This window comes from Burkholderia sp. MSMB1826 (assembly GCF_001526325.1).
GTDB lineage: Bacteria > Pseudomonadota > Gammaproteobacteria > Burkholderiales > Burkholderiaceae > Burkholderia.
Genome location: NZ_LOYN01000058.1, coordinates 193174 through 219666, shown reverse-complemented (window position 1 = coordinate 219666; position 26493 = coordinate 193174). Strand labels below are relative to the sequence as shown.

Here is a 26493-nt window from a genome sequence, read left to right as displayed (position 1 = left end):
GCATGCGCATCCGCGGGCGGCGGGCGGACCGCGGACCGCGGGCCGGGCAGATCTCAGGCCAGCGGCACTTGCGGCAGCGGCGACGACGGTTCGAGGTGGCGTTTCGCGAGCCACACTTCCTGCTGCAGCCAGTCGCGGAACTGCACGATGTGCGGCAGGTTCGTCTGCTCGGGTCGCGTGACGAACCAGTACGACTGGTGGCCGTCGACGTGCACGTTGAGCACCTGCATCAACTGCCCGGTCGCGAGTTCGCGCGCGACCATGTGACGGTCGGCGATGGTGATCCCGAGGCCGTCGATCGCCGCGCGGATCGCATGGTCGAGCAGGTCGAATTCGTAGCCGCCGCGCGTGTCGACGTCGGCGATACCGGCGGCCTTCAGCCAGTGCTGCCAGGTCAGGTAGCGCTGGTCGTCGGTCGCGAGCACGTGCAGCAGCGTGAAGCGGTTCAGGTCGATCGGCGCGCCGTCCTGCCGCAGCCGCGCATACAGCGCGGGCGCACAGACGGCGATATGCTGCTCCTGCATCAGCAGCGCGTTGTCGAAGCCGTCCCATTCGCCGTCGCCGAACCGGATCGCGCAGTCGAGCACGCGGGATTCGCCGAGGCTGTCGTGGATGCGCGTCGTGAGGCTCAGCTCGAACTCGGGATGCGCGTCGCGCAGGCGGCCGAGGCGCGGCATCAGCCAGCGCGCGGCGAAGGTGGGCGGCACGTTCGCGCGCAGGCGGTTCAGGTGGGTTTTTTCCTGCAGGCTGCGCACCGTCAACTCGATCTTGTCGAACGATTGCTGCAGCGCGCGCAGCAGCACGCGGCCGGCCGCCGTCAGTTCGAGCTGGTGATGGCGGCGCTCGAGCAGGGTTTCGCCGAGCTGGCCTTCGAGCTGGCGGACCTGCCGGCTCACCGCGCTCTGCGTCACGTTGAGCAGTTCGGCCGCGCGCGTGAAGCTGCCGGTGCGGCCGGCCATCTCGAAGGCTTTCAGCGCATTCAGCGCCGGCATCTTGCGTCTCACGGGGCAATGTCGTGTTTGGTGCGGGATGCTTATTGTAGGCGGGAGGCCGGCACGGCGGGGCGATGAATGACGGGGTGAAAGGCGCAGCACCTCGGGGTTTTCACGGCATGACGGCCGGCGCGCTTTTCTGCGATAAAGCTGCCCGCGGAATGGCCGGCGGCGCCGGCCGGCAACCATACGAACGATACGAACGAAGGGGACACACATCATGCGACGCCTGCCATCGTTGATCGCGCTGCGATTTTTCGAGGAGACCGCGCGTCATCTGAGCTTCAATCGCGCGGCGGTGTCGCTGTGCGTGACGCAAGGCGCGGTGAGCCGGCAGATCCGGCTGCTCGAGGAAGCGCTCGGCGCACGCCTGTTCGAGCGCGATCACAAGGGCGTGCGCCTGACCGACGCCGGCCAGCGGTTGCTGCCGTTCATCGGGCAGGCGTTCGACACGATCGAGCGCGGTGTCGGCGAAATCGCCGCGACGCGGCCGGGCGCGAAGCGGCGCCTGACGATATCGCTGCCGCCGACGTTCGCCACGCAGTGGTTTTCGCCGCGGCTCGGCACGCTCGCGGAGGCGCTGCCCGACGTCGAGCTGTCGATCCGCACCGAACCGGCCGACGATTGCGATTGCCATGTCCGCTTCGGGCGGGCGGCGCGGCCGGGCATGCATTCGGAGTTGCTGATGATGGAGCGGCATGCGCTGGTCGGCGCGCCGCGCTACCGAGGCGACACGCTCGATGCGCTGCTCGGCCGGCTGCCGTCGTTGCACGTGCTGCACGAGGGCCGGCGCCTGACGCTGTGGGCCGACTGGTGCGAGCAGGCCGGCATCGCGCCCGAACGAATCGGCGACGGCATCGAGTTCTCGACGCTCGAACAGGCGATCCGTGCAGCGCGCAAGGGCGCGGGGCTTGCCGTGGTCGATCTCACGATGATCGAGGAGGAAATCGCCGAAGGCAGCCTCGTGCGGTTGTCGCCGGTGCAGCCGATCGGGCCGTTCGGCTATTGGCTCGATATCGCGCCGGAGAGCGTCGCGGTCGACCATGTGGTGGCGTTTGCGGAGTGGTTGAGGCGGCAGGCGGGAAGGAGGGAGTAGGGAACTCCGACGCGGGCTGGCTACCGCTATGCCATCAGGCCAGGTTGTGGCATGACGGACTCGTCGAGCATGATCGGCGTTCGGAGAGCGAGATCGGGAGGGCGTACGCGCAGCGCCGTTGCGTATCGCGCAAACGCACCCGATACGCGTACCGCGCCATCCGCCCGATCGGTGAGCGGCGTCGACACCTCATCAGTCAGGAGTTCCATTCTTGATAATAGTTGATAACCCGGCTAATCTGCCTGCATCGGAATTCATGCCGTCTGGAGGGCAACATGATCAGTGCCGACCTTGGCCCGCAACTGGAAAGCTACGTCGCGAAGCTGGTCGAATCCGGCCGTTACGGATCCAAAAGCGAAGTGCTTCGGGAAGGGGTGCGCTTGATTCAGGACCGCGAAGCGCAACTGAGCGCACTCGATGCCGCGATCGCCCGCAGCCTTGCGGATGCGGACGCGGGACGCGGAGCAGATCTGGCGGACGTGTTCGATCGTCTGGAAGCGAAGTATCGGGCGCAGGCGGATCGTCAGGCGTGATCGTGCGCCTGTCCGGTTTTGCGATAACCGAACTCGAGCTGATCGCCGATTACATCGCACGCGACAATCCGCAACGTGCGATCACGTTCGTGCGGGAGCTTCGCGAAAAATGCCTGAGCCTCGCCGAGATGCCGTTCGCGTTCCCGCTGGTGCCGCGCTTCGAAGCCCACGGCGTGCGGCATCGCGGATACGGCAATTTTCAGATTTTCTATCGGGTCAAAGGCGATCCCCCCGTGCAGATCGACGTGCTTCACGTACTGCACGGCGCGCGGGACTACACGAGCATTCTGTTCTGAGCCGAGCGGCGAGTTCCGGCTTTTTCGTCAGCGGCAAAGTACGCGTTACAAACGAAGAACCCGGCCATGGCCGGGTTCCTTCGTTGCGAGCGCGATGCCGCGCCTCCTGTCGTCGGCACCGCGCTCGCCTCAATGCCTCGCCGCCTCCTCCAGCGTCAGATGCTTGGTCTCCGGCGCCCACGCGATCGACACGAGCATCCCGACCAGCAGCACGCCGGCCAGCGCGAACATCGTCGCGTGAAAGCCGAGCGTCGCGATGCCGACCGGCAGCAGGAACGTGCCGATCGCCGAACCGAGCCGGCTGCACGCGATCGCGAGGCCCACGCCGCTCGCACGCACCTCGGTCGGGAAGCATTCGGGCGGGAACACGCCGACGAGATTGCTGAACGCCGACATCGTCAGCGTGAAGATCGCGAACGCGACGATCATCGCGACGGCCGCCGACGACGGCAGCACCGCCAGCGCGACGAGCGACGCGCACGTCACCGCGAACGAACCGATCAGGAAGCCGCGCCGCGACAACCGGATCGTGAGCCAGATCCCGATCAGCGCGCCGAGCACGAGGAAGCCGTTCAGCAGGAGGTCGGCGCCGAAACCTTCGGCGAGACCGATTGTCTTCAGGATCGTCGGCAGGAACGTGTAGATCGCGAAATACGGAATCACGAGACACACGAAGAACGCGCAGTTGAAGACGGTGCGGCGAATCAGGTCCGGCTGGAACAGTCGCGCGAAGCCGCCGTGCGCATGCGGTTCGGCCGAACCGTCGAGCACCACGTGCGGCCCGAAATGCTTCGCGACGATCGCGCGCGCCTCCTGCACGCGGCCCTTGCCGAGCAGCCAGCGCGGCGATTCGGGCGTGCCGATGCGCAGCACCAGCACGATCAGCGCGGGCAGCGCGGCCGACGCGAGCAGCCAGCGCCATGCATCGGGCGCGGCGTCGCTGTACGCGAGGCCGAGCACGTTCGCGGCGACATAGCCGATCGTCCAGATCACGCTGAACGAACCGAGCAACGCGCCGCGATGCTTGCGCGGCGAAAATTCGGCGAGGATCGCGTGGCCGACCGTGAAGTCGCCGCCCATCCCGAAGCCGATCAGCACGCGCAGCACGCACAGTTCGAGCGGCGAGCTCACGAAGAACTGCGCGAACGCAGCCGCGGTGATGATCACGAAGCTCGTCAGGAAGATCTTCTGCCTACCCATCCGGTCGGACAGCCAGCCGAACACGAGGCTGCCGAAGAAGATGCCGATCAGCGCGGAGCTGCCGATCATCCCCATCCAGAACGCGTCGATCGGCATCTGCTTGCCGAGTGCGGCGAGCGCATAGCCGATCGTGCCGAGCGTGTAGCCCTCGGTGAAATGCGCGCCGAACGTCAGGCCGGCGATCTTCACGTGGAAGCGGTTGAGCGGCACGTCGTCGAGCGCGACGGGGCGGTGCGGCACATCGGCGCCGCGCGACAGCGGCAGCGCGCGTGCGGTGCCGGATTGAACGTTGGCTTGATTCAAGCAGCCTCCTGGATTGTTATGTGTGTCGTCGTCGCAAGCGGTGCGCGACGAACCGACGTCGGCGCGACCGTGCGACGCGCCGCGCAGCCGGACGGCGCGCGGCGCGAGCCGTCCGCCGGGCGGCGGCCGGGCAGCGCTCAGCGGCCGAGGCCGGCCATCAGCGTGTACTTGAGCTCCACGTATTCGTCGAGGCCGTACTTCGAGCCTTCGCGCCCGAGCCCCGATTGCTTGACGCCGCCGAACGGCGCGACTTCGGTCGAGATGATTCCGTCGTTGACGCCGACCATCCCGCTTTCCAGCGCACCCGACACACGCCATGCGCGGCCGAGGTCGCGCGTGTAGAAATACGCGGACAGCCCGAACGGCGTGTCGTTGGCCGCTGCGACGGCTTCATCCTCGGTCGTGAAGCGGAAGCAGCCGGCGACGGGGCCGAAGGTTTCCTCTTCGGCGATCAGCATGTCGGGCGTCATGCCGGTCAGCACGGTCGGCTCGTAGAAGGTGCCGCCGAGCGCGTGGCGCTTGCCGCCGGTGAGCACGTTCGCGCCTTTCGCGGTGGCGTCGGCGACGTGCCGCTCGACCTTGCCGAGCGCCGCTTCGTTGATCAGCGGGCCCTGGTCGACTTCGCCCGCGAGCGCGTTGCCGACCCGCAGCTTGCGCACGGCGTCCGCGAGCTTGCGCGTGAACGCGTCGTACACGCCGTCCTGCACGAGGAAGCGGTTCACGCACACGCAGGTCTGGCCGGTGTTGCGGAACTTCGACGCGATCGCGCCGTCGACCGCCGCATCGAGATCGGCGTCGTCGAACACGATGAACGGCGCGTTGCCGCCGAGTTCGAGCGACAGCTTCTTCAGTGTGTCGGCCGACTGCTTCGCGAGCAGCTTGCCGACCCGCGTCGAGCCGGTGAACGACAGCTTGCGCACGACGGGCGAGCTCGTCAGCGTCTCGCCGATCGCGACCGCGTCGCCCGACACCACGTTGAACACGCCGGCCGGCACGCCCGCGCGCTCGGCGAGCACCGCGAGCGCGAACGCCGACAGCGGCGTTTCCTCGGACGGCTTGAGCACCATCGTGCAGCCGGCCGCGAGCGCCGGGCCGGCCTTGCGCGTGATCATCGCGAGCGGGAAATTCCACGGCGTGATCGCCGCGACGACGCCGACCGGCTCGCGCGTGACGACGATCTGCGCATTCGGCTTCGGGCTCGGGATCATGTCGCCGTACATGCGCTTCGCTTCTTCCGCGAACCATTCGAGAAAGCTGGCCGCGTAGGCCACTTCGCCGCGCGCCTCCGCGAGCGGCTTGCCCTGTTCGCGCGTCAGCAGCTCCGCGAGCGCATCGCGGTGTTCGAGCATCAGCTCGCCCCAGCGCTTCACGCGTGCGCCGCGCTCCTTCGCGGTCAGCGCGCGCCATGCGGGAAACGCGCGGGCGGCCGCGTCGATCGCGCGCTGCGTGTCGTCGGCGCCGCCTTTCGCGACCTTCGCGATCGTCTCGCCGGTCGCCGGGTTCAGCACCGGATAGGTCGCATCGCTCGCGCCATGCGATTCGTGCCATTCGCCGCCGATGTAATGGCCGGCCCTCAGAAATTCGTTCATCGTATGTCGTTCCTTCAATGCTTCAGTCGGCCGCGAAGCTGCCCTGCGCCGGGCGCGGCTCGCGCGCGATGCGCTTGCCGGCCGTGTAGTCGTTGATCAGGTCGCACGGCGTGTAGTTGCGCTCCAGCTCGTGCAGTTCCTCTTCGGTGAGCCGTGTTTCGAGCGCGCCGAGCGCGCTGTCGAACTGCGCGACGGAATCCGCGCCGACCAGCATGCTCGCGACGCCGGGACGGCTCAGCACCCACGCCTGCGCGATCTGCGCGGGCGGCACGCCGCGCCGCTTCGCGACCTTCGCGACCGATGCGGCGATCGCGAGCGACGACGTGTCGCCGTACATCTGCGCGGTGAAGAAGTCGGTCTGGTTGCGCGTCGATTGCGGCTCGCAGGTCAGCAGGCCGCGCGCAAGCGGGCTGAACACCGAGACGCCGACGCCCTGGTCGATGCAGTACGGCACCATCTCGCGCTCTTCCTCGCGATACGCGAGATTGAGCTGCAGCTGCATGTTGATCGGCTTGTCCCAGCCGTTTCGTTCGCAGGCCTGCATGATCTTCGCGAACTGCCACGTGTACATCGTCGACACGCCGATGTAGCGTGCCTTGCCCGCGCGGACGATGTCGTGCAACGTGCTCATCGTCTCCTCGACGGGCGTGTTCACGTCGAAGAAATGCAGCATGAAGATGTCGACGTAATCCATTCCGAGACGCTTGAGCGACCCGTCGATGCCGTCGAGCACGTGCTTGCGCGAATGGCCGCCGGCATTCGGGTCGCTGCCCATGTCGTAGCCGACCTTGGTCGTCACGACGAGCTCCTCGCGGCGCGCGTTGCGCTTCAGGATGCGGCCCACCACTTCTTCGCCGACGCCCGTCGAATAGAAATCCGCGAGATCGATGAAGTTGACGCCGGCATCGAGCGCGCGACGCACGATCGGTTCGCTCTGCGCTTCGTCGAAGATCCACGGCTTCCACTCGGGCGTGCCCATGTTCATCGTGCCCAGACACAGGCGGGACACCTTCAGGCCGGACTGGCCGAGGCGGACGTATTCCATGCTTCCTCCTGATGCGGCCTGGCCGGCCGCGCGTTGTCGTTGTCGGTCGGTTCCGTCAGTTCTTTTTCGGCGTATAGAACGGGTTCGACACGTCGCGAGCGGCGGCGAACACCGCGTCGCGGTGCGGCAGTCCTTCCATCGCCGCGACGATCGCGTTGCGGCATGCGCGGTAGTTGTTCTCGAACACGGCATCGAGATCGTCGGTCTGCGGGTTCACCCAGTTCGCCGACACGACGACCCAGTCGTTCTCCGCTTCGGGCGGCAGCGTGCCGTTCTCGAGCGCTTCGGCCACGGCCTTCGCGATGCCGGCCTGCGACGCGCCCCACGTGGCATTGCCGTGGAAGTCGCCGGCGATCTGCGCCTTGTTCACGTACAGCGTGAGCGGCTTGGTCGGTACGCCCGGCTGCGCGATCACGACGAACGGCGCATGGCCGGCCGACGGCGTCGCGAGCGCGGTCGCGAACGCCTGGCCCGCCGGGCCGTTGCGCGGGCCGACCAGCACGTTGATGTGCGCGAGGTTGACGCCGGGGCCTTCGAAGCCTTCGCCGATGTAAAGCTGCCTGGATTGGGATGCGGTCATTGCAATGTCTCGTCCATGAGGTTGGGGGTGAGGCGATTGTGGTGGGCCGCGATGCGGCCCGTGAATCGATGTTTCCTGATCGAGGTATGAGTTTTCGTCGTCTCCGGGAAAGCCCCGAGCCCGGCGCGCGGGTGCCCGCCGTGCGGCCCGCGGCGGCCGTCGTGACGCGCCGCGGCGCACCGGCGGCGAAGGGGCGCTCGCGTGCCGGCTCCGGGTTTGTCATACCCGGGCAGGGGTTGGAGGGCCGCGTGCATCCGGGCAACAATCGGCGTACTCCGAGCCCTATCTTTCGTGTTCCCTTCCATTTTCGAAAGCGAGTAATTCCGATGGCTGCCATTGAGAAATCTGGCGCGCTGCGCCGGTCCCCCGAGGCGGGGCCCGTGCTCCTGGGGGCGTCGTCCGGGGCGGAGCGCCCGGGGCGGTCCGACGTTTTCTCGAAGCCCGACTGGTCGAAACTGACGTCGCTCGACCCGGAGCTGATCCGCGCGTTCGTCGCGGTCGTCGAAAGCGGCGGCTTCACCGCGGCGGCCCGGCAACTGCATCGCACGCAGTCGACGATCAGCCTGCGCATCCGCACGCTGGAGGAGCGGCTCGACACGCACCTGTTCATGCGCAACAGCCGGCGGCTCGAACTGTCGCGCGACGGCGAGAATTTCCTGATCCACGCGAGACGGATCATCCAGGTGCAGAACGACGCGATCCGCGCGCTGAAGCAGGCGAGCAGCGATCGCGGCATCGTGCGCTTCGGGTTGCCGGAGGACTACGCGGAGCTGTGGCTGCCCGACCTGCTGAAGTCGTTCTATGCGCTGCGGCCGGGCGCACGCCTGCACGTGCATTGCCGCACGTCGCTCGAACTGATCGAGCGGCTGCAGGCCGGCGAGCTCGACGTCGCGCTCGTCGTGCGGCACGGACCGAACGCGGGCGGACGGCTGCTCGGCCGTCACGACGTCGTGTGGGCCGCGCATCGCGATTTCGCGCTCGCGCCCGATGCGTCGGTGCCGCTCGCGCTGTTTCCCGAGACGTGCTGCTACCGGCAACGCGGGCTGCAGGCGCTCGCGACGGCCGAGCGGCCGTATCACGTCGTCTATACGAGCCAGAGCCCGACCGGCATCAGGATCGCGGTGAACCACGGCGCGGCCGTGACGATGATCGATCGCTGCACGCTGCCCGAGAGCTGGCGCGTGCTCGACGAGGCGGACGGGCTGCCGCGGCTGCCGGCGGCCGATCTCGAACTGCATCGCTCGCCCGGCATCTGCGATCCGCTGACCGACGATCTCGTCTCGCTGATCGAATCGATGGTCGACGAGCGGCGGCGCGCGTCGCTCGCGGCGTTCGCGTAACGCGGCGCCCGCGACGCGGGTGACGCCGCATGCACATCGTGCGCGGGGCGCGATCCCGGCGCGCATGCCGTTTTTTGCACGGCAACCCCGTTTTTTTGCACGGCATTGATACGGTCTCTTCTAAGCTGGGCGCGTGTCGAACAGTCGGGACGGCTTGCGTCCATGTCATGACCTTCATGCATCCCTTTCCGCATTCGATGTCGCCGGCCGCCGATCGCGCGCCGGTGGGGGGGCGCGGCGCGCGCCCGCCGAATCGGGAACGGCGATTGCTCGGCTAATCCGCCGCCGATTCGCCGGCCGCCGTGCTGTCCGCCGGCCGGCGACGGTGGCCGTTTGTGCGCTGCGTCGAACGCGGCGCTACCCGAACAGGGAGGGCCCATGTACCTTACGGAAGAAGTGCGTATCGCGCGCCCGGCTACCCGTCGCGCGCATGCCGCGGCGTTGCCGTCGGGCAGGCAGCTTGCCCGGCAGTTGATGGTGACGGTTCGCGCGGCGGACGTGCTGTTGCGCCAGGCGATTCGCGTGCCCGATCGCCATCAATGGTCGGTCGACGCCGAGCGCGTCGACGCGGCCGGCGGGCCGCTTGCCGCGTGGGATTCCCACGTGACGTTCCGCATCGTCAAAGTATGCGCGCCGGCGCTCGATGCGCACGCGTGCGCGGCCGACCCCGATCAAGTGGCGGTCGAAATCCGATTGTTTCTTCCCGAACAGGCGTACGTCGCCGAGCGGCGCATCGGCATCTTCGGCCGACGGCACGGCCAACGATTCAGCGCGACGCTGTCGGTCACGGCCGGTTCGCAGTGGGGCGGCCGGCGCAGCGAGCGCGTTCCGCCGGCCGGGCGGCACGTGCACGGCGACACGCTGGAAGCGCTCGTCGATACGGTGGCCGGCATCGTCAATGCGGCACTGGGCGTGGCCGCGCATGGCGCGAGCGCCCACGGGTGACGCCGCGGCGAGCGGGCGCGGCCGGGCTCACGCGTCGCCGGCCTGTCCGGTCTGCCGTTGCAGGTCTTCCATCAATTGTTCCGCGAGGAAGTCGCACGGCGGCCGTTTCGACTTGGTGCTGCGCGCGAGGATCAGCTCGAGCGGCGGCAGGTCGGGCAAGCCGTGCGAGCGGCCGAGCATCGACAGTTGCGCGGGAATCGCGCAGCGGGCGAGCGGCGCGACCGCGAGGCCGGCTTCGACCATGCTGAGCAGCCCGAGCAGGCTCGGGCTTTCATACGACGTGCGGTACGGCACTTTCGCGCGTTCGAGGCTGCGGATCGCGTTCTCGCGCGCGACGCTGCCCGGCATGAACACCGCGATCGGCAACGGCCGTTCCTCCCAGACGCGCGGCCCGTTCGTCATCGCGGCCCACGCCATCGGCTCGTGGCGGATGAAGTCGCCGGTGAGCCCCTTGATGCGCGTCCCGCATACGAGATCGACGGTGCCCTCCTTGATCAGCGGCGCGAGCGCGCTGCTCGGCAGCCCCATCACCTGGATCTCGACCTTCGGATAGGTCGCGGAGAATTTTTTCAGCACCGACGGCAGCAGCGACGACGCATAGTCGTCCGGCACGCCGATCACGACCTTGCCGGTCACCTCCGGCCGCACCACGGCCGCCCATGCCTCGTCGCGCAGCGCCAGCATTCGTCTGGCGAATCCCAGCAGCACCTCGCCCTCGCGCGTCAGCACGATGCTGCGCGGCTTGCGCACGAACAGCGGCCGGCCGATCGCGTCCTCCAGGCTCTTGATCTGCATGCTCACCGCCGACTGCGAGCGGTTCACGGCCTCGGCCGCGCGGGTCATGTTGCCGGTTTCCGCGACGGCGACGACGGTGGCCAGTACGTCGTGATCGAGCATCTTCATGGGTATCAGGAAAACTGAACGTAACGATCAGCATTATGCGTTTTTATTGTTGCTGCGTGTCTGCCATAGTGCCATCACGTTTGCGCATCGCCCGAGCATGGCGCGGCGCTCGGGCCGGACGTCCGGCGTGCGGGACTGAACAGGAAAGCGTGGTGAATCGATGATGGACCATCCGTTGCGCGCCGCACTGGCCGCGGAATTGCATGCCCGGCCGTTCCTGCGGCTCGCCGAAGCGGTGTCGCTCACGCATTACGCGATCTACGCGGACGGCCAGCCCGACATCCACGAAACGCTGCTGCACGCGCTGTGTCGCGACACGGGCATCGACGCGCCGCATGAAGGCGCGACGCACCATGCGGTGCGCTCGCCGTGCGGCTGGCACCTGAAGTGGGAGCGCCACACCGAATTCTCGACCTTCACGTTCGTCGCGCCGCGTCGCGACACCGGTTATTTCGACGATGTCGCGATCGCCGGCATTCCGGCCGCGTGGTTCGCGCGACTGGCCGGCATCCGCTTCGTCGCGGTGCGGATGGAGCTGCTGTCGGGCGACGCCGCGCGGCTCGTGTGCGGCGATCTGCGGCGCTGGATCGACGGGCCCGCGCTCGTCGGCAGCCGCGTGCTCGGCGGCGGCAAGGTGTTCTGCGACTGGCACGTGCGCGACGACGGCTTCATGCGCTTTCTCGTCGTCGACGAGGATTTCCGCGAGGAGCAGGGGGGCCGGCTGTTGCAGCGTCTGTACGAAATCGAGACGTACCGGATGATGGCGCTGCTTGCGCTGCCGGTCGCACGCCGGATGAGCCGCGAGCTCGACGAGATTCACGCGGCGCTGCATGCGTTGATGCAGCGGATGGACGCGAGCGGCGCCGACGGCGACGACGCGGCGCTGCTCGTCAAGCTCACGCATCTCGCGGTGCGGGTCGAATCGTTGTCGGGATCGGGGGCGCGCTTCAGCGCGTCGCGCGCATACGAGAAGCTCGTGCTGGCGCGCATCCAGGAGTTGCGCGAGGAGCGTATCGAAGGGATGCCGACGATCGCCGAATTCATGGAACGGCGCTTCGCGCCGGCGATGGAAACGTGCCGCAGCGTATGGGCGCGCCACGAACAGATCGCCGCGCGGATCGCGCGTGCGGTCGACCTGCTGCGCACCCGCGTGAATCTCGCGCAGGAAAAGGACGTCACGCGGCTGCTGGCCGGCATGGAGCGCACCGCGCGCAACCAGCTTCATTTGCAGCACGCGGTCGAAGGGCTGTCGGTGGCCGCCATTTCGTACTACGTGCTGTCGCTCGCGACGGCGGCGTTCAAGGCGCTGCACGTGATGAACCTGCCGGTCGATCCGGAACTGGCGGAAGGGCTGCTGATCGCGCCGGTCGTGTTCGCGGTGATCCACATCACGCGGCGCACGCGTGCGCAGCTTGCGCGGTCCGAAGCGGCGCATGGCGGGGAGCCCGTGCATGCGGTCGCGTTGAAGCGGGCCGGCTAGAACATTAACGACATATCAAAGCAAAGGAGTGGAGATGACTTTCATGCAAACGCAACACGCATGCTTCAGCGGTATCGACGCCTTCGACGAACCGGCCCGGGATGAAACCGGCGCACCGGAAGACGTGCGCGTGAGCTCGTATCAGGCCGTGCTGCAGGAGCCGACGACGTCGCTCGTCGGCGGTACGATCGATCGGCCGGAGGTCGCGGCGGTGGCAATCCTCGGGTACAACTGACGCGCGTTTCCTGCGCATCGTATCGACGTAGCGAGGGCGTTGCGTTCGAGTGAGACGGCGTAGTCGTCTCGGCCTGGCGATGGCGACGGCGACGGTGACGGCGATGGCGATGGCGATGGCGATGGCGATGGCGTTCGCGGTGGCGTGAGCGCACGACGTCGCGCTATAGTCGTGCGATGCCCGCCCGCCGCGGGTGCCGCACGCCCGGCGCTCCATTCACTCCGCGTTCGCCCGATGACACCCGATCCCGACGTCACCCTGCAATTGACCGATACCGGTCAACCGGCCGCCCGAGACTTCATCAGCCGCAAGCTCGGCGAATTCAACCATGCGATGACGGGGCGCGCCGATGCATCCGCGCTCGACATCTACGTGACCGACTCCGCGACCGGCGAGGTATTGGGCGGCCTCACCGGCCGGACGTCGCTCGGCCTGTTCTTCATTGACCTGTTCTATCTGCCCGACTCGCTGCGCGGCGGCGGCTTCGGCAGCCGGCTGCTGCGCGAGGCGGAAGCGGAAGCGAAGCGGCGCGGTTGCGCGCGTGCGGTGCTGTACACGATCTCGTTCCAGGCGCCGGATTTCTACCGGAAGCACGGTTACGAGACGTTCGGCGAAGTGCCGTGCGAGCCGGAAGGCGCGGCGCGCGTGTTCATGGTCAAGGTGCTTTGAGCGGCAGCGGGCAGCCCGCCCGTTCGCTATGCGACCCGGTACGCGATCCAGAGACGGGGAGTACGGCAGTCGCCGCGCCCCACGCGGCGAGTTCGCGCTTCGTGCGCACGCCGAGCTTCGCGAATGCGCGCTTCACGTACGATTCGGCCGACGCGATGCGCACGCCGAGAATCCCGGCGGTTTCCGGCACGGTCTTGCCGGAGAGCAGGTGCTTGCAGGTTTCGTATTCGCGTTTCGACAGCTTCACGCCGTCGGCCGCGAGCCGCGCATCGAATTGCGCGAGCGGATGGACGTCGGGCGCCGCGTGCGCGATGCGCCGCGCGGCAGTGGTCGACGCATGCAGTTCGAGCAGCGGAAACAGCATGTCGCTGATGCTGCGGAAGCGGTTCATTTCGGCGAGCGTGAACGGCGGCCGATCGCGGCCGCGCTCCAGTGCGATCGAATGCTGCGAATAGCGCGTGCCGCGCGCGAGCACGCATTCATGCCCGATATGCACGTCGTCGAACAGCCGCTGGCGGAATTCGCCGGGCGGAATCGCGTCGATGTCGCGCACGACGAGCATCGTGCCCGTCTTGCCGCGCAGCCCCGCGAACAGCGGGTCGCTGTCGAGAAAGCGCTCGTAGTAGAGCGTCATCACGTCGGAGATGTCGGCGGACGCGGCGCCGATGCCGCTGCTGCCGATCCATTCGCAACGGTAGCCGGTGGGCATCGTGCCGTCGACGCGCGAACGTTCGACGTGCGCGACGTCGAGCGGCACGATGTCGTTCAGCAGTTGCGTGAGGCGCGGCACGAAATGCGGCGTGCCGACCGTCTCGATCAGCTTGCCCAATGTCTTGAACGATACGTTGAAGCGATCGTCGTCGCGGTGGGAGGCGTTCACGTTGAGCAGCATGCGGTTACCAAGGGACTGTTCCGCCCATCATGCACGTCCCCCGATACGAAAAAAGCGCGCGCGAGGGCCGGGCATCGGAACGGCCGCCCGTCGTTGGCGGAAGCAGGGCCTTGAAGCGGCTGGATTCTAGCGCTTGCCGCGACGGACGTCATCAGGGGGAAATACCGGCAGGCGTCTGCCGATCCGTTCGCCCCGTAAAACGTCGCGGGTCATTCCGAAGCGGGCATGCGGGAGCAGTGTAAGCGACGAACCGTGCCCCCGCCGATTTTCAATCGAGCGACATACGGTTCCGACGACTTCCCCGGGCGCGGACGACCTGCCGCCGCGCGCATGCATGGGCGAAGTCAAGACGCGCGACTTCGGAGGAGTACAAGCGGCCGGCGGGCAACGTGCGGATCGTCGGCATCGGTACCGATACATGTGCGTCGCCGACTGTGCAGTCGGCTATCCTCACGACCATCGCCCGCGATGGGTGTCGTCGGTGGCGACGCCGCGCGGGCGCAGCGATCGAGCAGGGCGGCGCGCATGTGCCGCCCTCGTGCGCTCATGCGTCGATGCGCTCGACCTTGCCGACGAGCAGCCCGTACGACAGGCTGCCCGCGAGCGCCATCGTGGCGATGTAGGTGATCGCGCGCGAGAAGTCCGCGCCGTCGACCAGCAGCCCGATCACGATCGGCGTCGCGATCGCGGACAGGTTGCCGATCAGGTTGAATACGCCGCCCGTGAGGCCGAGCAGCCGCGCGGGCGCGAGCCCCGACACGAGCGACCACGTGATCGACGCGAAGCCGTTGCCGAAAAAGGCGATCGTCATGAATGCGATCACCCAGCCGGTGGAGCTCACGTAGTTCGCGCCGATGATGCAGGTCGAGATCAGCAGCCCCGAGATGATCGGCAGCTTGCGCGCGAAGCCTTGCGAGGCGCCGCGCCGCATCAGCCAGTCCGACAGCACGCCCGAGCAGAGCACGCCGACGAACGCGGCGAGGAACGGCAGCGATGCGAGGAAGCCCGACTTGATGAAGTCCATCCCGCGATACTTGACGAGATAGGTCGGAAACCACGTGAGGAAGAACCACAGCGTCGAATTCAGCGCGAACTGGCCGACGTAGATGCCCCACAGCTTGCGCCGGCCGAGTACGACGCCGAGGTCGCGCCACGTCGACGGCGTGCGTTCGCTGCGCGCCGCGACGCGGTCCTCGAGATCGACGAGCCCGCCGCCGTCGCGGATCAGCGCGATTTCGGCCGCATTGACGCCGCGAAACGCGCGCGGCTCGCGATATACCGCATACCAGATCGCGGCCCACGCGATGCCGGCGAGGCCGGTCGCGACGAACACCATGTGCCAGCCGAGATGCGCCTGCAGCCACGCGAGCACCGGCGTGAGGAACGCGAGGCCGACGAATTGTCCCGACGTGTAGCCGCCGATCGCGCTCGCGCGCTCGCGGGTCGGGAACCACGTCGTCACCACGCGGTTGTTGATCGGATAGGCCGGCGCTTCCAGCGCGCCGACCGCAAGACGCAGCACGATGAGCCCGACGAACGAACCGGCGAAACCGAGCAGCAGCGTCGCGGCAGACCACAGCGCGAGCGCACCCGCATACAGCACGCGCGGCGACACTTTGTCGACGAGCCAGCCGCCCGGGATCTGCATCAGCGCATAGGTCCAGCCGAACGCGGAGAACACGAGGCCCGCGCGGACCGGATCGATGTTCAGTTCCTTGAACAGCTCGGGCGCGGCGATCGACAGGTTGCTGCGGTCGAGATAGTTGATCACGACGGTGACGAACAGCAGCGCGAGGATCAGCAGCCGCTTGCGGCTCGGCGGCGTGGCGGGGGCCGCTGCCACGGTCGCGCGGGCGGCGGATTCCGATGAGGGACCGGTGTGCGCGGACGGCCGCGCGTTCGGGGTGGCATGGGTGCGTGACGCGGATTGGGCCACGGTCGTCTCCTGTGTTCTATGCGCCGGCCGGCGCTCGCGAACGAGGCGGCCGAATCGAATGGCGTTGGGGCGAACGTTAGAACCGTGGTGCGGCGTGCGTCAACATTTGGGCAGGCATCCCCATTAATGGGACGCTCGACGCTCAATATGTGGGAACGGACGCCGACAGGCGTGTGTCGGCGTCGTCACGAAACGAGAGCGGCCGGGCGACCGTTCAGCCGCGCGTGCCGTCGTCGCGATAGCCGTTCTTGCCGACGAAGATTTCCTTCAACGCGGCGCGCAGCGTGACCGGATCGTACTGGCCGGGCGCGAGATGAATCACGTAACGCGTGTGGCCGTCGAGACGTGCGGCGATGCCCGGCTCGATCTCGACGTCGATCGTATCGTCCGTCAGCCGCACCGACAGATCCTTGACGCGCACGTTGAGCTGGTCGCGCACCATCACTTCGATCAGCGTGTCGTCCGGAAAGCGCGACAGCGCGAAGCAATAGTCCTGCTCCGCATCGTGACAGTAGATGTTGGCGAAGCTTTCGTCGTCGTCGAGGTCGGACGTGGCCGCGCCGACGGTAGCGTGAAGTTCCATGAACGAAGTTCCTGCCGAAGGGTTAGGGGTGAGTGTGAGCGTGCGTCGTCGTGTCGACCGCAGCCGCGCCGTCGGGCATCGCGTCGGCGTGCGCGTCGCGCGCCTTCAGCCACAGCCCGAATTCGCGCATGACGTCGACCACCGGCCGCAGCCGGTCGCCGTCCGCGGTGAGATCGTACTCGACGCGCACCGGCACTTCCGGATAGACGGTCCGCCGCACGAGCCCCGCGTCTTCCAGTGCGCGCAGGTCGAGCGTCAGCATGCGCTGCGAGATGCCCGGCATGTCGCGCCGCAGGTCGCTGAAGCGGCGCGGCCCGTCGAGCAGATACGACACCAGCAGCAGCCGCCAGCGGCCGCCGAGCAGGCGCATCGCTTCTTCAACGGAACATCCTGTCGCACTCGTTTTCATCGTGCCGAATCCTGGTCGGTAAATTTTTTGTGACTACGGCACAAACGACTGCCGTCTTCCCGGCGCTGCGCCGATGCGAGATATTAGCGCCCGCGTCGCGGCGAATCGATACATGGACCACCCACCAAGGAAACGCATGAAGCTCTATCACGCTCCCGGCAGCTGCTCGCAGGCGATCTGCATCGTGCTGCGCGAAGGCGGATTCGACGCCGAGATCGTCAAGGTTGACGCGCGCAAGCATGTCGTCGAAGACGGCCGCAACTACTACGACGTGACCGAACTCGGCTACGTGCCGCTGCTCGAACTCGACGACGGCACGATGCTGCGCGAAGGGCCGGTGATCGCCCAGTATCTCGCCGACCAGCGCCCGGAGGCTGCGCTTGCGCCCGCTTACGGCACGCTCGCGCGCTACCGGCTGATGGAATGGCTGAACTTTCTCGGCACCGAGATCCACAAGGGCTTCATCCCGCTGCTGTATGCGGTGCAGGCGGGGAAGTACGTCGAGCCCGCACGGCAGAAGCTCGACGGTCGCTTCGCGTGGATCGATCGCCAGCTCGACGGCAGGACGTTCGTTACCGGCGGCACGTTCACGGTCGCCGATGCGTACCTGTTCGCACTGACCGGCTGGGGCAAGGCCGACTGGATGCGTTCCGTGTACAACGCGGATATCGACCTGAGCCGGCATGCGCATCTGCGTGCGTGGTACGAGCGCGTGCGCGGGCGGCCGGCGGTGCAGGCCGTGCTGGCGGCGGACGATCTGCTGCGATGACGTGCGGCGGCCGTGGCGGGGGAGGCGCGTCGTTTCGCCGACGCGACGCAGCGTCATGCCGCGACGGGCCGCGCTATAATCGCCGCCATGAAACTGTTTCGGACCTTCATCCTGTTGCTGCTGTGCGCGGTGCTGCCCATCAGTGGGCTGGCAGCCAGCGGCCTGACCGGTGAATGTCCGATGCAGCACACGATGCCGATGGAGGCGGGCACGGGCACGATGAACATGGCCATGTCCGCCGACATGAGCGACTGCGATTCGATGCAGTCGTCATCCGCCGATCGCGCGAAGGCCAAAGCCAAGGGCATGGCCTGCAAGGTGACGGCCCAATGCCAGTTCGGCAGTCTCTACCACCCGACCGCCCGCTCCGGCATCAGCCGCCCCGCTGCATTCACCAGCACGATCGTCTTCCACTACACGCAGTCCATCCCGGTCCGCGACCCGAACGGGTTGTGGCGCCCTCCACGCATCAGCTGATCCCGATTTGACCGGTTCGCCGCGTACGCGGTGAGGTTCGTCCTGTGCGCAGGACGTGGAATCCCTTTGGGTTCCGATTTGGGGTTACACCATGTCATTCACTTTCCGCACGCTGGCCATGCCGCGTGCATGTCGGCGCACGCCCGTGCCATGGGCCGCGCTGCTGGTGGCGGGCGCCGTTCACGCGCAACAGGCGCCGCTGACGCTGGATGCGGCGCTGCAGTCCGCCACCGATCGTTCCGCGTCGATGCGGGCCGCACAGGCTTCCGTGCTCGCGCGTTCCGAAGCGGCCGTCAAGGCCGGCCAGTTGCCGGACCCGATGCTCAAGGCCGGTATCGACAACTTGCCGATCAACGGCGGGCAGCGCTTCACCGTCGGCCAGGACTTCATGACGATGCGCCGTATCGGCATCGAGCAGGAATGGGTGTCCGGCGACAAGCGGCGGCTGCGCACCGCGCTGGCCGACGAGCAGGTCGGCCGCGAGCGCGCGGGCTATCTCCTGCAACTGGCGGCCGTGCGCCGGCAGACAGCGACGGCGTGGCTGGATGCCGTTTATGCGAAGCAGGCGCTCGCGCTTCAGCAGGCGCTGCTCGGTCACATGAACCATGAACTCGACGCGACGCAGGCGTCGTATCGCGGCGCGAAGGCGAGCGCGGGCGACGTCGTGCAGGCCCGCGCGATGCTCGCACAGACGCAGGACCAGGTGCTCAAGGCGCAGCAGGCGTATCGCACCGCGCTCGTCGCGCTGGCCCGCTGGACGGCGGCGCCCGTGACGGACGTGGCGGGTACGCCGCCCGCGCCCGAATCGTTCGTCTCGTCGTTGCCGCCGGACGAGCTGCGCCTGTCGCAGCCGGCGCTCGTCGCCGCCGCGGACGATATCGCGGTGGCCGAAGCCGACGTCGCGGTCGCGAACAGCGAGCGCAGCCCCAACTGGACGTGGGAAATCGCGTACCAGCAGCGCGGCGGAGCGTATTCGAACATGGTGTCGGTCGGCGTCTCGATCCCGCTGCCGCTCAATCGCAAGAATCGCCAGAGCCGCGACGTCGCCGAAAAGGCGGCGCTCGCGACGAAGGCGCGCCTGATGTACGAGGACACGTTGTGCGAGGTTGAGGCCGACATCCGCACGCAATCCGACACGTTGGCGAGCGGCCGCGAACGTATCGCGCAGCTGGGTGCCGCGCTGTTGCCGGCCGCCGAGCAGCGCGTGCAGCTCGCGACGGCCGCGTACCGGGCCGGCACGGGGTCGCTCGCCGACACGTTCGCCGCGCGGCGTGCACAACTCGACGCGCAGTTGCAGGTGCTCGATCTCAGGCGCGAGGTCTCGCAGACCTGGGCGCAGCTCGAATATCAGGTCGTGCCGTCGGCGATGGCCGCCGCGCAGTGAAGGAGACGCTCATGACAACGCAATCACTGATGCGTGCGGCGCTGATCGCGTCCGCCGGCGCGGCGCTCGCCGGCGCCGGCTATTTCGCGGGCGTTCGCCATGCGACGGGCGGCGCGGCGACGGTCGCCATGCCCGCCGGCGCGCCGTCGGGCGTGCCGGCTCAGCAGGCCTCACGCAAGGTGCTGTACTGGCACGACCCGATGGTGCCGAACCAGCACTTCGACAAACCGGGCAAATCGCCGTTCATGGACATGCAGTTGCAGCCGGTCTATGCGGACGAAGGCGGTGCCGCCGCAGGCGTCCGGATCGATCCGGGCCTGCAGCAGAACCTCGGCATCCGCTATGCGACCGTGCGTCGGCGGCAGACGGCGGCCGGCTTCGACGCGGTAGGCACCACGCAGTTCGACGAAGCGCGCGCGGTGGTCGTGCAGTCGCGCGTGACGGGCTACATCGATCGTCTGTATGCGCGTGCGCCGATGCAGCGCATCGCGAAGGGCGCGCCGGTCGCATCGCTGTTCGTGCCCGACTGGCTCGCGCCGCAGGAGGAGTATCTCGCGCTGAAGCGCGGCGGGATGGACGGCAGCGTGCTCGATGCAGCGCGCGCACGGATGCGTGCGCTGTCGATCCCGGACGGGATGATCGCGGCCCTCGACCGCACCGGCCGCGCGCAGACGCACGTCGTGCTGAGCGCGCCGGAGGCCGGCGTCGTCAGCGAGCTGAACGTGCGCGACGGCGCGATGGTCGCGCCCGGTCAGACACTCGTGAAGATCGCCGGGCTGTCGACGCTGTGGCTGATCGTCGAGGTGCCGGAAGCGCTCGCCTTGAACGTGCAGCCGGGCATGTCGGTCGACGCGACGTTCGCCGGCGATCCGGCCCGGCATTTCGGCGGCCGCATCCGCGAGGTGCTGCCCGGCATCAGCACGGGCAGCCGTACGTTGCAGGCGCGCGTGGAGATCGACAACGCGTCGCTGAAGCTCACGCCCGGCATGCTGATGCGCGTGCGGGTCGCCGAGAACGAGACGGTGTCGCGCCTGCTGGTGCCGTCCGAGGCGGTGATCGCGACCGGCCGGCGCACGATCGTCATCGCGAAGCAGGGCGACGGCCGGCTGCAGCCAGTGTCGGTGACGGTCGGCAACGACGTCGGCGGCGACACGGAAGTGCTCGACGGGCTGAACGAAGGCGACACGGTCGTCGCGTCGGGGCAGTTCCTGATCGATTCGGAAGCCAGCCTGAAAAGCGTGCTGCCGCGGCTGGAGCGGGCGGCAGGCGCAAGCTCGGCCGCCTCGCCCGCGCCGGCAACCGCGCCGGTCTATGAAACCACCGGCAAGGTGGAGAAGATCACGGCCGACGACATCACGTTCTCGCATCAGCCGGTGCCGGCGCTTGGCTGGGGCGCGATGACGATGGCGTTCGGCAAGCCGTCTGCGCACGCGTTTCCGGACGTGAAGCCGGGCCAGACCGTGCGCTTCGCGTTTACGCAGGCCGACGACGGCTACCGGCTGACGAAGGTCGAGCCGCAGGGAGGCGAGCGATGATCGCGCGCATCATTCATTGGTCCGTCCATCACCGGTTTCTGGTGCTGCTGGCCACCGTGCTGCTCGCGGCATGGGGCGTGCATTCGCTGCGACAGACGCCGCTCGACGCATTACCCGACCTGTCGGACACGCAGGTGATCGTGAAGGCGTCGTATCCGGGCAAGGCGCCGCAGGTCGTCGAGGATCAGGTGACTTATCCGCTGACGACGACGCTGCTCGGCGTGCCGGGCGCGAAAACCGTGCGCGCATACTCGTCGTTCGGCGACGCGTTCGTCTACGTGCTGTTCGACGATCGCACCGATCCGTACTGGGCGCGTTCGCGCGTGCTCGAATACCTGAGCCAGGTGCAGAGCCGGCTGCCGGCCGGCGCGACCGTGTCGCTCGGGCCCGATGCGACCGGCGTCGGCTGGGTATACGAATACGCGCTCGTCGATCGCACCGGCCGTCACGATCCCGGCCAACTGCGCGCGCTCAACGACTGGTTCCTGAAGTTCGAGCTGAAGGCCGTGCCGGACGTATCGGAAGTGGCGAGCATCGGCGGCATGGTGCGCCAGTACCAGGTCGTGCTGGATCCGGACAAGCTGCGCGCGTACGGCATCACGCAGGCGGCGGTCGCGGAGGCGCTGGGCAAGGCCAACCAGGCGTCCGGCGGCTCGGTCGTCGAGCTGGCCGAGTCGGAGTACATGGTGCGGTCGTCCGGCTACCTGCGCACGCTCGACGATTTCCGTCACGTCGTGCTGCGCACCGACGACACCGGCACGCCGGTCCTGCTCGGCGACGTCGCGCGCATCCAGGTCGGCCCGGCGATGCGGCGCGGCATCGCGGAGTTGAACGGGCAGGGCGAGGTGACGGGCGGCGTCGTCGTGATGCGCTCGGGCAAGAACGCGCTGACGACGATCGACGCGGTGAAGGCGAAGCTCGCCGACCTGAAGCGTTCGCTGCCGGCCGGCGTCGAGATCGTCACGACCTACGACCGTTCGCAACTGATCGCGCGCGCGGTCGACAGCCTGACGGACAAGCTGATCGAGGAGTTCGTGATCGTCGGCATCGTCTGCGCGGTGTTTCTGTTCCATCTGCGCAGCGCGCTGGTCGCGATCCTGTCGCTGCCGCTCGGCGTGCTGGCCGCGTTCATCGTGATGCGCCACCAGGGCGTGAACGCGAACCTGATGTCGCTCGGCGGGATTGCGATCGCGATCGGCGCGATGATCGACGCCGCTATCGTGATGATCGAGAACGCGCACAAGCATCTGGAAGCGCACGACCGCGCGCATCCCGGCGAGCCGATCGCGACCGCGCGGCGCTGGGAACTCGTGGCGGCGTCTGCTGCGGAAGTGGGTCCCGCGCTGTTCTTTTCGTTGCTGATCATCACGCTGTCGTTCGTGCCGGTGTTTTCGCTGGAAGGGCAGGAGGGCAAGCTGTTCGCGCCGCTCGCGTTCACGAAGACCTACACGATTGCCGCCGCCGCTGGGCTATCGGTGACGCTGGTGCCCGTGCTGATGGGCTATCTCGTGCGCGGCCGCATTCCGCACGAGCACGCGAACCCGATCAACCGCGTGCTGATCCGCCTGTATCGGCCGTGGCTCGAAGCGACGCTGCGGCGCCCGTGGGCCGCGATCGGTATCGCGGTCGTCGCGCTTGTGCTGACTGCCGTGCCGTTGTCGCGGCTCGGCGGCGAATTCATGCCGCCGCTCGACGAAGGCGATTTGCTGTACATGCCGACCGCGCTGCCGGGTATCTCGGCGGACAAGGCGAGCGAATTGCTGCAGCAGACCGACCGGCTGATCAAGACCGTGCCCGAGGTCGACACGGTGTTCGGCAAGTCGGGCCGCGCCGATACGGCAACCGATCCGGCGCCCCTCGAAATGTTCGAGACGACGATCCGGTTCAAGCCGCGCAGCGCATGGCGGCCCGGCATGACGCCGCAGAAACTCGTCGACGAACTCGACCGAACGGTGAAGGTGCCGGGCCTGTCGAACGTATGGGTGCCGCCGATCCGCAACCGGCTCGACATGCTGTCCACCGGGATCAAGACGCCGGTCGGCGTGAAGATCTCGGGGCCGGACCTGGCGGGGATCGACACGATCGCGACGCAGGTCGAGGCCGCCGTGAAGCACGTGCGGGGCGTGACTTCCGCGCTCGCGGAGCGGCTGAACGGCGGCCGCTACATCGACGTCGACATCGACCGGCTTGCCGCCGCGCGTTACGGGTTGTCGGTTGCCGATATCCAGTCGGTCGTGTCGTCGGCGATCGGCGGCGAGGAGGTGGGCGAAGTGGTCGCGGGGCGCGAGCGCTTTCCGATCAACATTCGCTATCCGCGCGAGATCCGTGATTCGCTCGAGAATCTGCGGCAACTGCCGATCGTGACCGCGCGCGGCGCGCAGATCCGCCTCGGCGACGTCGCGCATGTCGCGATCGCCGATGGGCCGCCGATGATCCGCAGCGAGAACGCGCGGCTGTCCGGCTACGTGTACGTCGATCTTCGCGGCACGGACCTGGGCACGGCCGTCCGTGCGATGCAGCAGGCCGTCGCGCATCGGGTCGCGTTGCCGCCCGGCTATTCGATCGCATGGTCGGGGCAGTTCGAGTATCTCGAACGCGCGGCGGCGACGCTGCGCACCGTCGTGCCCGTCACGCTCGTCGTGATCTTCGTGCTGCTGTTCGTCACGTTCGATTCGGCAGCCGATGCGTTGCTGCTGATGTCGACGGTGCCGTTCGCGCTGGTCGGCGGGTTCTGGCTGGTGTGGGCGCTCGGCCATGCGGTGTCCGTCGCGACGTCGGTCGGCTTCATCGCGCTGGCGGGCGTGGCCGCCGAATTCGGCGTCGTGATGCTGCTGTACCTGAAGGGCGCGCTGCAACGCCGGCTCGATGCCGGCGAACCGCTGACCGATGCGTTGCTGCTCGACGCGATTCGCGAAGGCGCGGTGCTGCGTGTACGCCCGAAGGCCATGACGGTCGCCGTCGTGCTCGCCGGGCTCGTGCCGATCATGATCGGTCACGGCGCCGGTTCCGAAGTCATGCAGCGCATCGCCGCGCCGATGGTAGGCGGCATGGTCACGGCGCCACTGCTGTCGATGTTCGTCATTCCCGCCGCGTGGCTTCTGCTTCAGCGCCGTCGTGCGCGAAGCGCGAGTCGCACGCGGCATTCCGATGCAGTTCCTTCCGGCACGAACGTGCCATCCATTCCCACCGGAGAATCACGATGAAGATGAATCAATTGATCGCCACCGCTGCCACCGTTCTCGCGTGCGGCGCTTTCGCCGTCCCGGCCGTTGCCGCCGGCGACATGTCGGGCATGGACATGTCCGCCATGAAGATGTCGTCGGACGGCGCGACGGAATCGAACGCCGCGCTGACGGACGCCGAAGTGAAGAAGGTCGATGCCGCGAGCGGCCGGATCACGCTGAAGCACGGCGCGCTGGAGAACGTCGGGATGCCGCCGATGACGATGGCGTTCAAGGCAAAGGATGCGGCGATGCTCGCGCACGCACATGCGGGCGACAAGGTAAAGGTGCGGATCGAGAAGGTCGATGGCACGCTGACGATCGTCAGGCTCGTCAAGGAATCCTGATCGTCCGGATGCGGGTGTCGCTGCCGCCCGCATCCGCCGCCGCGAAGCGCGCCGCGCCAACGTGTTCGCCGGCCGGCGCGCCCGATCTGCGGTCAGCGCGCCAGCGTCAACGCCAGATACCCCGCATAACCCGCGCCGTTCGCGAGCAACGCCCAGGTCGCGAGCCCGCGCGTATGCGCGTTGACGCGCAGCCAGGCCGCCGCCGCGAGCGTGATGATCACGCCGGTCAGCACTTCGGGGCGCGGCTCCCACGGCGTCAGCATGATGCCGATCGCCGGCAGCAGCGTGCCCTGGAACACCATCGCGCCGGTGATGTTGCCGAACGCGAGCGTGTCCTTCCCGCGGCGGATCCACAGCACGCTGTTGACCTTCTCGGGCAGTTCCGTCGCGATCGGCACGACGATCAGCGACAGCAGCAGCGCCGATACGCCGAGCGCGTGCGATACGCCTTCCACGCCGTGAATGAAGCCCTTCGCCCCGCCGACCAGCAGCGCGACGCCGATCAGCAGTTGCAGCAGGATCGTCGCGAGATTGGTTGGCAGGCCGACGCGCGACAGGAACATCGCGTGCGGCGCCTCGGTGCCGTGCCCGGCATCGACGAGGCCGGTCGACGCGCGCAACGTCAGCGCGACGTACATCACGTAGAGGCCGACCAGCATCGCGGCGAGCAGCGCGCGCACGGCCCAGTTGTGATGCGGAACGAACATCGCGACGGTCGCCAGCGAGAACGCGGCGAGGAAGGTGTTCATGTCGCGCACGAAGCCCGTGCGTTCGGGGGCGATCGTGCCGCGCAGCCCGCGCGAGCGGATCACGGCGAGCGTCATCAGGAACGTGGTGAGCGTCGCCAGCATCAGCGGCGCGCCGAGAATCGCGCCGACGCCGATCTCCTCGTTCACGGTCGGGTTCGACGTGCCGCCGGCCAGCGCGAGCAGCGGCACCAACGTTTCGGGCAGCGCGGTGCCGACGGCCGCAAACAGCGAGCCGGTCACGCCTTCGGAAATCTTCAGGCGTTCGCCGAGATGTTCGAGCGCATTGGTGAAGACCTCGGCCGCGACAAGGATGACGACCAGCATGAACGCGAGTTCGACAAACATGAAGGTCATGCGGCACCTCCGCAGGCAGCGGTGGCGTGAGGAAAGCGAGCGGGGAGGAACATGGGGACTCCGTGGTCGGACGCTGACGAACCATGGCACATCCGCCGCCGTCCGACCAGGAACGACGCGATGTGCCGATGGTCTCGCCAAGCCGATCGGCCGAACGCGCCACGGCCGTAGGCCGAGTGTGTTGACGCGTTCGCTTTCCGGGGACGGAAAGCAGGCTACTCCCCAAAGACGGAAAGCAGTCTAGCCGAGCGGTTTTCTTTCGACAAGCCTTCGTCTCGAAAAAGAATACCCCTCCATGCTACAGGGGCAGCCTTCAGGATATATACTCCCCTACCCTATACAGGAGCCATCGATGAGTCATACCGTTCGCGAAAAACAGAAGTTGCTGAACCGCGTGCGCCGTATCAAGGGACAGGTCGAAGCGATCGAACGGGCGCTGGAAGACGAGCGCGGCTGCAACGACGTGCTGCAACTGATCACGAGCTGCCGCGGCGCGATGAACGGCCTGCTGGCCGTCGTGCTGGAAGACCACATCCGGTCGCATCTCGTCGATGCGGACACGCCCGACGCACACGAAGGCAGCGCGACCGAGCAGCTCATCGATGTCGTGCACAGCTATTTCAAGTAAGCG

26 protein-coding genes and 1 riboswitch are annotated in these 26493 nt (G+C 67.8%); of the genes, 15 read left to right on the top strand and 11 right to left on the bottom strand.

All coding sequences use genetic code 11. The annotated features are described in order from the left end of the window. Positions 1 to 53: 53 nt before the first annotated feature. On the bottom strand, positions 54 to 992 hold the full coding sequence (locus tag WS95_RS31935) for a LysR substrate-binding domain-containing protein (protein ID WP_011356424.1): 939 nt from the start codon (positions 990 to 992) through the stop codon (positions 54 to 56). Positions 993 to 1212: 220 nt separating this feature from the next. Between WS95_RS31935 and WS95_RS31930 the strand changes: the two genes are divergently transcribed. From WS95_RS31930 to WS95_RS31920, 3 genes are all read left to right on the top strand, one after another. Further along, positions 1213 to 2088, top strand: coding sequence for a LysR substrate-binding domain-containing protein (locus WS95_RS31930; RefSeq protein WP_059828198.1), 876 nt, complete (start codon positions 1213 to 1215; stop codon positions 2086 to 2088). Positions 2089 to 2363: 275 nt separating this feature from the next. Then, positions 2364 to 2621, top strand: a complete 258-nt coding sequence (locus WS95_RS31925; RefSeq protein WP_059828195.1) for a type II toxin-antitoxin system ParD family antitoxin — start codon at positions 2364 to 2366, stop codon at positions 2619 to 2621. Further along, positions 2618 to 2917, top strand: a complete 300-nt coding sequence (locus tag WS95_RS31920) for a type II toxin-antitoxin system RelE/ParE family toxin (RefSeq protein WP_059828194.1) — start codon at positions 2618 to 2620, stop codon at positions 2915 to 2917. The genes WS95_RS31925 and WS95_RS31920 overlap by 4 nt, the downstream gene beginning before the upstream one ends. A 129-nt stretch (positions 2918 to 3046) precedes the next feature. On the opposite strand, the gene WS95_RS31915 is transcribed toward WS95_RS31920, so the two are convergent. The 4 genes from WS95_RS31915 to fae all read right to left on the bottom strand — a co-directional run bounded on the left by WS95_RS31915 (position 3047) and on the right by fae (position 7634). Continuing rightward, positions 3047 to 4420: an MFS transporter gene (locus tag WS95_RS31915; protein WP_059828191.1), complete on the bottom strand. Its 1374-nt coding sequence runs from the start codon at positions 4418 to 4420 to the stop codon at positions 3047 to 3049. Between the two features lie 137 nt (positions 4421 to 4557). Then, positions 4558 to 6009 (bottom strand): NAD-dependent succinate-semialdehyde dehydrogenase, encoded by a 1452-nt coding sequence (locus WS95_RS31910; RefSeq protein WP_059828189.1) that lies wholly within the window; start codon positions 6007 to 6009, stop codon positions 4558 to 4560. Positions 6010 to 6031: 22 nt separating this feature from the next. Beyond that, positions 6032 to 7054 carry an aldo/keto reductase gene (locus WS95_RS31905; protein ID WP_059828187.1) on the bottom strand — a complete coding sequence of 341 codons (1023 nt, stop codon included), beginning with the start codon at positions 7052 to 7054 and terminating at the stop codon, positions 6032 to 6034. 55 nt (positions 7055 to 7109) lie between these two features. After that, complete coding sequence (fae, locus tag WS95_RS31900; RefSeq protein ID WP_059501795.1) at positions 7110 to 7634, bottom strand: formaldehyde-activating enzyme; 525 nt, start codon at positions 7632 to 7634, stop codon at positions 7110 to 7112. 326 nt (positions 7635 to 7960) lie between these two features. Between fae and WS95_RS31895 the strand changes: the two genes are divergently transcribed. Together WS95_RS31895 and WS95_RS31890 are read left to right on the top strand one after the other, a co-directional pair. Continuing rightward, positions 7961 to 8974 (top strand): LysR family transcriptional regulator, encoded by a 1014-nt coding sequence (locus WS95_RS31895; protein WP_236872742.1) that lies wholly within the window; start codon positions 7961 to 7963, stop codon positions 8972 to 8974. A 378-nt stretch (positions 8975 to 9352) separates the two neighbouring features. Beyond that, positions 9353 to 9919, top strand: coding sequence for a hypothetical protein (locus tag WS95_RS31890; protein ID WP_059828185.1), 567 nt, complete (start codon positions 9353 to 9355; stop codon positions 9917 to 9919). A gap of 27 nt (positions 9920 to 9946) precedes the next feature. On the opposite strand, the gene WS95_RS31885 is transcribed toward WS95_RS31890, so the two are convergent. Then, positions 9947 to 10822, bottom strand: coding sequence for a LysR family transcriptional regulator (locus tag WS95_RS31885; RefSeq protein ID WP_034205597.1), 876 nt, complete (start codon positions 10820 to 10822; stop codon positions 9947 to 9949). A gap of 160 nt (positions 10823 to 10982) precedes the next feature. Here WS95_RS31885 and WS95_RS31880 point away from each other — a divergent pair, with 160 nt between their 5' ends. The 3 genes from WS95_RS31880 to WS95_RS31870 all read left to right on the top strand — a co-directional run bounded on the left by WS95_RS31880 (position 10983) and on the right by WS95_RS31870 (position 13206). Beyond that, the gene (locus WS95_RS31880; RefSeq protein ID WP_059828183.1) at positions 10983 to 12302 is read left to right on the top strand and encodes a DUF3422 family protein; all 1320 of its coding nucleotides are present in this window, start codon (positions 10983 to 10985) and stop codon (positions 12300 to 12302) included. Positions 12303 to 12336: 34 nt separating this feature from the next. Then, positions 12337 to 12537: a hypothetical protein gene (locus WS95_RS31875; protein WP_059828182.1), complete on the top strand. Its 201-nt coding sequence runs from the start codon at positions 12337 to 12339 to the stop codon at positions 12535 to 12537. Between the two features lie 234 nt (positions 12538 to 12771). Further along, positions 12772 to 13206 (top strand): GNAT family N-acetyltransferase, encoded by a 435-nt coding sequence (locus WS95_RS31870; RefSeq protein ID WP_059828180.1) that lies wholly within the window; start codon positions 12772 to 12774, stop codon positions 13204 to 13206. On the opposite strand, the gene WS95_RS31865 is transcribed toward WS95_RS31870, so the two are convergent. The 4 genes from WS95_RS31865 to WS95_RS31850 form a co-directional block, all read right to left on the bottom strand. Continuing rightward, on the bottom strand, positions 13193 to 14098 hold the full coding sequence (locus tag WS95_RS31865; RefSeq protein WP_059828173.1) for a helix-turn-helix transcriptional regulator: 906 nt from the start codon (positions 14096 to 14098) through the stop codon (positions 13193 to 13195). The two genes, WS95_RS31870 and WS95_RS31865, sit on opposite strands and share 14 nt — an antisense overlap. Before the next feature lie 544 nt (positions 14099 to 14642). Beyond that, the gene (locus tag WS95_RS31860) at positions 14643 to 16034 is read right to left on the bottom strand and encodes an MFS transporter (RefSeq protein ID WP_059828171.1); all 1392 of its coding nucleotides are present in this window, start codon (positions 16032 to 16034) and stop codon (positions 14643 to 14645) included. Between the two features lie 214 nt (positions 16035 to 16248). Then, positions 16249 to 16617 (bottom strand): hypothetical protein, encoded by a 369-nt coding sequence (locus WS95_RS31855; protein WP_034205592.1) that lies wholly within the window; start codon positions 16615 to 16617, stop codon positions 16249 to 16251. Between the two features lie 22 nt (positions 16618 to 16639). Further along, on the bottom strand, positions 16640 to 17026 hold the full coding sequence (locus WS95_RS31850; RefSeq protein WP_059828169.1) for a winged helix-turn-helix transcriptional regulator: 387 nt from the start codon (positions 17024 to 17026) through the stop codon (positions 16640 to 16642). A 136-nt stretch (positions 17027 to 17162) separates the two neighbouring features. Here WS95_RS31850 and WS95_RS31845 point away from each other — a divergent pair, with 136 nt between their 5' ends. From WS95_RS31845 to WS95_RS31820, 6 genes are all read left to right on the top strand, one after another. Further along, complete coding sequence (locus WS95_RS31845) at positions 17163 to 17795, top strand: glutathione S-transferase C-terminal domain-containing protein (protein ID WP_059828167.1); 633 nt, start codon at positions 17163 to 17165, stop codon at positions 17793 to 17795. A gap of 87 nt (positions 17796 to 17882) precedes the next feature. Next, a complete protein-coding gene (locus tag WS95_RS31840; RefSeq protein WP_059828160.1) occupies positions 17883 to 18272 on the top strand; it encodes a hypothetical protein in 390 nt (129 codons plus the stop codon). 91 nt (positions 18273 to 18363) lie between these two features. Then, complete coding sequence (locus WS95_RS31835) at positions 18364 to 19656, top strand: TolC family protein (RefSeq protein WP_059828158.1); 1293 nt, start codon at positions 18364 to 18366, stop codon at positions 19654 to 19656. Between the two features lie 11 nt (positions 19657 to 19667). After that, positions 19668 to 21191 carry an efflux RND transporter periplasmic adaptor subunit gene (locus tag WS95_RS31830; protein ID WP_059828260.1) on the top strand — a complete coding sequence of 508 codons (1524 nt, stop codon included), beginning with the start codon at positions 19668 to 19670 and terminating at the stop codon, positions 21189 to 21191. Next, positions 21188 to 24394, top strand: coding sequence for an efflux RND transporter permease subunit (locus WS95_RS31825; RefSeq protein WP_059828156.1), 3207 nt, complete (start codon positions 21188 to 21190; stop codon positions 24392 to 24394). The genes WS95_RS31830 and WS95_RS31825 overlap by 4 nt, the downstream gene beginning before the upstream one ends. Then, positions 24391 to 24759 (top strand): copper-binding protein, encoded by a 369-nt coding sequence (locus WS95_RS31820; RefSeq protein WP_059828154.1) that lies wholly within the window; start codon positions 24391 to 24393, stop codon positions 24757 to 24759. The genes WS95_RS31825 and WS95_RS31820 overlap by 4 nt, the downstream gene beginning before the upstream one ends. A gap of 92 nt (positions 24760 to 24851) precedes the next feature. On the opposite strand, the gene WS95_RS31815 is transcribed toward WS95_RS31820, so the two are convergent. Next, a complete protein-coding gene (locus tag WS95_RS31815; RefSeq protein ID WP_059828152.1) occupies positions 24852 to 25862 on the bottom strand; it encodes a sodium:calcium antiporter in 1011 nt (336 codons plus the stop codon). Positions 25863 to 25921: 59 nt separating this feature from the next. Beyond that, positions 25922 to 26098: riboswitch (yybP-ykoY riboswitch) on the bottom strand. Between the two features lie 116 nt (positions 26099 to 26214). On the opposite strand from WS95_RS31815, the gene WS95_RS31810 reads away from it, so the two are divergent. Continuing rightward, entirely contained in the window at positions 26215 to 26490 is a 276-nt protein-coding gene (locus WS95_RS31810) for a metal/formaldehyde-sensitive transcriptional repressor (RefSeq protein ID WP_012338822.1), read from the top strand. Positions 26491 to 26493 lie beyond the last annotated feature (3 nt).